4 protein-coding genes and 1 pseudogene are annotated in these 5321 nt (G+C 43.4%); 4 read left to right on the forward strand and 1 reads right to left on the reverse strand.

Going from position 1 to position 5321, the window contains the following annotated elements:
* Positions 1–248: 248 nt before the first annotated feature.
* Positions 249–557 (reverse strand): annotated as a pseudogene (locus tag IM479_RS03500) (reverse transcriptase N-terminal domain-containing protein); the annotation flags it as partial.
* A gap of 277 nt (positions 558–834) precedes the next feature.
* Here IM479_RS03500 and IM479_RS03505 point away from each other — a divergent pair.
* The 4 genes from IM479_RS03505 (at position 835) to IM479_RS03520 (ending at position 5199) form a co-directional block, all read left to right on the forward strand.
* Positions 835–1545: a superoxide dismutase gene (locus tag IM479_RS03505; protein ID WP_287685504.1), complete on the forward strand. Its 711-nt coding sequence runs from the start codon at positions 835–837 to the stop codon at positions 1543–1545.
* A gap of 2 nt (positions 1546–1547) precedes the next feature.
* Positions 1548–2465 (forward strand): homoserine kinase, encoded by a 918-nt coding sequence (gene thrB / locus IM479_RS03510; RefSeq protein WP_287685506.1) that lies wholly within the window; start codon positions 1548–1550, stop codon positions 2463–2465.
* 212 nt (positions 2466–2677) lie between these two features.
* A complete protein-coding gene (gene crtD, locus IM479_RS03515) occupies positions 2678–4186 on the forward strand; it encodes a C-3',4' desaturase CrtD (RefSeq protein WP_287685508.1) in 1509 nt (502 codons plus the stop codon).
* 344 nt (positions 4187–4530) lie between these two features.
* Positions 4531–5199: a PEP-CTERM sorting domain-containing protein gene (locus tag IM479_RS03520; protein ID WP_353737565.1), complete on the forward strand. Its 669-nt coding sequence runs from the start codon at positions 4531–4533 to the stop codon at positions 5197–5199.
* Positions 5200–5321: the final 122 nt, after the last annotated feature.

Below are 5321 nucleotides of genomic sequence, written 5' to 3' on the forward strand. Positions count from 1 at the left end.
ATCTTGGCGAAATCTGGTATATCTGTTATATTTGGTCATAGAGAGAGGATAAATTCTTTAACATCTTTTATTTTCTCTCTATTTTGCTTGATTCTTCCTCTTTTTTCTTTTTAGGTTTCTCATTTAGTCTAAACTACAGATTTAAACAATATTTGAGTGGTCAACGACATTAAGGCGCAGGGCGTGGACGATACGAGACCGACAGGAGATTTTCTTTATTCGCCAATTCAGACTTGAATTGGCCTTGTTCCTTTGATTTCTTCGTTTAGATTTAGCCGTTGTTCTGGGGATATTGCTACCACACCATCGACTCCTACTGTTTTCTTCCCTTGATTATCTTGGGTTACTTTTCGCACCGCTAAAAGACGAGTGTAGTATGACTTCACCAATAGACGTTGCCACCTTATAACCTTTGCATCCTGTCCCGATTTAGCCGCTTAGTATATCCTCTTTTGGAGCTTGAAAACATATCTTTGGACTTTCACCCAATTGATAGCCTTCCATACATTCTTAGTCTTAGTGGCTATCGCCGTTACTCTCAACTTGTAAAGAGTTATTACAAGTGTATTGACCTTGAGTCCCCTTGCCTAGTTTTAGTATCAATGTGATACGGAAACGTTGGGACATATAGAACCTATTTGGTATCTCTCTTGTGACGCTTCACGGGTAAGAATTACAGGTATTTTGGCTAATTCGCTCTAATCCATACTGGGTAATGATTTTGGGAAAGATACCAAATGGACTCTATAGCAGACAGGTAAAAATAAAAAACTTTTCTCTGCCAAGGCACCGATCGATAGGATAATTGATCATCGGAACATCTGCTCTGAGAATATGCCCCTCGATCGCCGTCAATTTCTTTATCTTTTAGGTGCTACCCTTGGCACAGCAACTCTAGGAAATTTTAACCGTCCCGCTTTTGCTGCCAATAGCCCCTATACTCTGCTTCCTCTCCCCTATGCTTATGATGCCCTAGAACCTTATATTGATAAGGAAACGATGCAATTTCATCACGATAAACACCATGTTGCCTACGTTAATAATCTCAATCTGGCAGTGGCAAAATATCCAGAATTGCAGCAAAAAACAGTAGTAGAATTAATTAAAAATCTTGACTCCTTACCCGCCGATATTCGCACCACTGTCCGCAATAATGGCGGTGGCGATCTTAATCATACGATGTTTTGGCAGATTATGTCCCCCGATGGCGGTGGCGAAGCAAAAGGAGAAATAGGAGCGGCAATAATCGCTAAATTTGGCAGTTTCGAGGAATTTAAAAACGCTTTCAACCAAGCAGGTACTAAACTTTTTGGTAGTGGTTGGACATGGTTGGTTTTAAATAAGTCAGGACAACTGGAAATTATCAGCACTGCTAACCAAGATAGCCCCCTAATGATGGGATTACAGCCAATTATGGGCAATGATGTCTGGGAACACGCCTATTACTTAAAATATCGTAATCAACGGGCTGAGTATTTAAAACAGTGGTGGAATGTGGTTAACTGGGAGGAGGTAAATCGCCGCTATCTTCAGGCAAAAGCTTAACGATGACAACTTTTACGGTAACAGTTCCCGCTACCACTGCTAATATTGGGCCCGGCTTCGATTGTCTCGGAGCGGCCTTAACCCTATATAATCAGTTTACTTTTACCCTGCTGCCAGCAACGACAGCTAACCCTGTCAGCATTAGTGTCAAGGGAACTGAATCAGCTAAAGTTAGCCAAGGTACTGATAATTTAATCTACACTTCTTTTTTGCAAGTTTATCAAAAAATAGGACAGAATCCGCCCCCCATAGCCATCGAGATCGGTTTAGGGGTTCCTCTGGCTAGAGGTTTAGGTAGTTCTGCCACTGCTATTATCGGTGGGTTAGTGGCTGCCAATCAATGTGCGGGAAATCCTTTATCTATGGGGGAAATCGAAGCATTAGCGATCGCCTTGGAGGGACATCCGGATAATGTGGTGCCGGCTTTGCGGGGCAACTGTCAGCTATCGGCAGGAGATAGCACAGATTGGGCTATTTGTCAAGTATTTTGGCAAAAAAATCTCATTCCCGTCCTAGCGATTCCCGATTTTGAACTGGCTACGGAAAAAGCTAGGGCTGTTTTACCCGAAAAAATTAGCCGTCAGGAGGCAATTTTCAATATTTCCCGCTTGGGTTTATTATTGCGGGGATTGGAGACGGGTAACGGCGATTGGCTGAGAATTGCCCTAGAGGATAAACTGCATCAACCCTATCGCCAATCTTTAATACCGGGTTACGAAAAGGTCAAAAAAGCCGCCATTAACGCGGGTGCTTACGGGATGGTAATTAGTGGTGCAGGTCCCACCCTATTAGCTTTAACTAACCCCGACAATGCCCAAAAAACAGCAACAGAGATGAAAAATGCTTGGCAGCAAGTGGGGATTAACTCTGAGGTGAAAATTTTAGCTTTAGATACCCTAGGGGCCCAAGTAAACTGTTAAGCCTCCAATTTACTTGTTAAGATTCCTATGGCAGAGTGGTTGGGGTGTGGGGTGTGGGGTGTGGGGTGTGGGGAAGTGGGGAAATGGGGAAATGGGGAAGTGGGGAAATGGGGAAGTGGGGAAGTGGGGAGCTTTTCAGTGAACAGTAATCAGTAATCAGTGAAAAGACAGCAGTGTTAGGATAAAAATAAATATAAATAATTGTTAAGAAAATGACGCAAATTACCGTTATTGGTGCAGGGATTGGCGGACTAACGGCGGCGGCATTATTGGCGCGTCGAGGTTATCAAGTCACAGTATATGATCAGGCGCTTGTCCCCGGAGGTTGTGCCTCGACTTTTTCCCGTCGGGGTTTTACTTTTGATGTGGGGGCAACTCAAGTGGCAGGATTAGAAGTAGGGGGCATTCATCAGCGCATTTTTGCCGAATTAGGGATAGATTTACCCGATTCTGTCCCCTGCGATCCCGCTTGTGCTGTTTTTCTGCCGGGGGAAACCACTGCGATTAACGTCTGGCGCGATCGGCAAAAGTGGCAAGAGGAAAGACAAAAACAATTTCCGGGCAGCGAACCTTTTTGGCAATTATTACAAAAACTCTTTCAAGCAAGTTGGCGTTTTCAAAGTCGCGATCCAGTTTTACCCCCGCGCAACTGGTGGGATTTAGGGCAATTAATCGCCGCTTTGCGTTTAGATACTGCCATTACCTTCCCTTTTACTTTGATGACTGTGGGCGATGCTCTGCGATTATACGGCTTAGAGACAGATAAACGCCTAAAAACCTTCCTTGATCTCCAGTTAAAGCTTTATTCCCAAGTTACTGCCGATGAAACCGCTTTACTTTATGCCGCCACCGCTTTAGCAGTTTCTCAGTCTCCCCAAGGTTTATCCCACCTTCAGGGTAGTATGCAGGTATTAAGCGATCGCCTAGTGGCAGCTTTGGAAAAATACGGCGGTAAATTGCAAATGCGCCACACAGTGGAAAAAATACTGACAGAAAAGGGAAAAGCCACGGGAATTATCGTCAGAAATCAAAAAAATGGCCAAATACATCCAGAAATGGCCGATGAGATTGTCGCCAATATCCCGATCCAAAATTTACCACAATTAATCGATCGCGAAGCCATTCCCAGTCTTTATCACCGGAGAATCGAAAAACTTCCCCCCGCATCCGGTGCTTTTGTTGCCTACTTAGGAGTCGATCGCGCTGCTATTCCCCCCGATTGTCCTCCCCATTTGCAATTCCTCTACGATGACGATGGCATGATCGGCGAAAATAACTCTTTGTTTGTTTCCGTGAGTAAAGAAGGGGATGGCCGCGCCCCAGTGGGAAAAGCGACGATTATTGCTTCTTCCTTCACCGATACCAGTCTTTGGTGGCGAAAAGGAGAAGATAATTATCAGCAATTAAAAGCAGCATACACCCAAGAGGCGATCAATCGTCTCGGTAATTATTTCCATCTTAGCCCTGATCACATCGTTCACATCGAATCAGCTACTCCTCGCACTTTTGAACGGTTTACGGGGCGAAATCAGGGCATTGTCGGCGGTATTGGTCAAAGATTGTCCACTTTTGGCCCTTTTGGAGTAGCGACGCGCACTCCGATCCCCCATCTTTGGTTAGTGGGAGATTCCACCCATCCGGGAGAAGGCACTGCCGGAGTCAGCTATTCGGCACTAACCGTAGTTAGACAGATTGAAAATAAATTATTAGCTTCTAGTTAAGTGGGTGGGTGGAATTAAATCCGACATTCCGCACATCTTCATATACCTTTATATATTTTTGCATTCCCCAAGATGTTTTGACGAAAAAGCTTCATTGTAGAAACTACTATTGAGAACATTTTCAATAATTGATTTTTTCTGAGAAAACAAATTACAATTCTTCACCTTGATGAAAATCGATCCTTGTAGCTACAATCTTTACTGGCAAAGGGTTGTAAGCAATGTATTAGTAAAAATTATCAATTGAATGTTAAGAAGTGCGGAAGGTGGGTTGTAATTATTCTGTACAAAGATGAGAGGATTTTTCGTACCTGCTCTGATACTCTGGTTTTTATTCACCTTTAATGAGAGGAAATAACCTAGTGAAGCTCAATGCCCTTAATTCTTTAGCTTTCGCCACAGGGACAGTAACTCTACTGTTAAGTAGCGTGTCTTCTGTTAGTGCTTATACCATTTATACAAATCGGACTGCCTGGGAAGCGGCACTCGCCACTAACCCCTCGTACAAGATTACCATTGATACCTTTAGCAATGCCATTCCTTCGGCACAGTCAATTACCCTAGATTCAGGGATTGTTTCCACTAATTCCGCTCCTCCCATACTGCCTAATTCGTTTAATAACAACAGTGTCAGCATCGTCAATCCTGGTGTTTACGATAATGCTTCCGGTACACTTGCGGGTGCTTCTGATACCATAACCTGGCAGTTTCCTGCTACCGTGTTGGCTTTTGGTGCTGACTTTTCCCGCATTGATGAGTTAACTCTTACTGGCAATTTCGATGGCACAGGAGACCAAACTATTTCTATCAATCCTACAATTGGTGGAGATAATGGGTTTCTCGGTATTATCGGGACAGCCGAATTTAGTTCTGTTATCTTTGCCAATAATACAACAGCTGTCGATAGTTTTAGTATTGACAATGCTTCCTTTGCCACCAAAGTTTCTGAACCCAATATGGTTACTGCTTTCGCCATACTTGGGGGCAGTCTGTTGTTAATTAGGGTTTGCTGAAAAAGTTATTGAAAAGCACAGGTCTCTTAATCAATGATTTCACTTAGCTACAAGCATAAGCTTTAGTTGTTGATTAGTTTCTAAGTCATAACTTATTGTCATCATTGACCGAGAAAAAGTGC

The sequence above is a fragment of the Microcystis sp. M165S2 genome, assembly GCF_020245885.1.
Taxonomy (GTDB): domain Bacteria; phylum Cyanobacteriota; class Cyanobacteriia; order Cyanobacteriales; family Microcystaceae; genus Microcystis.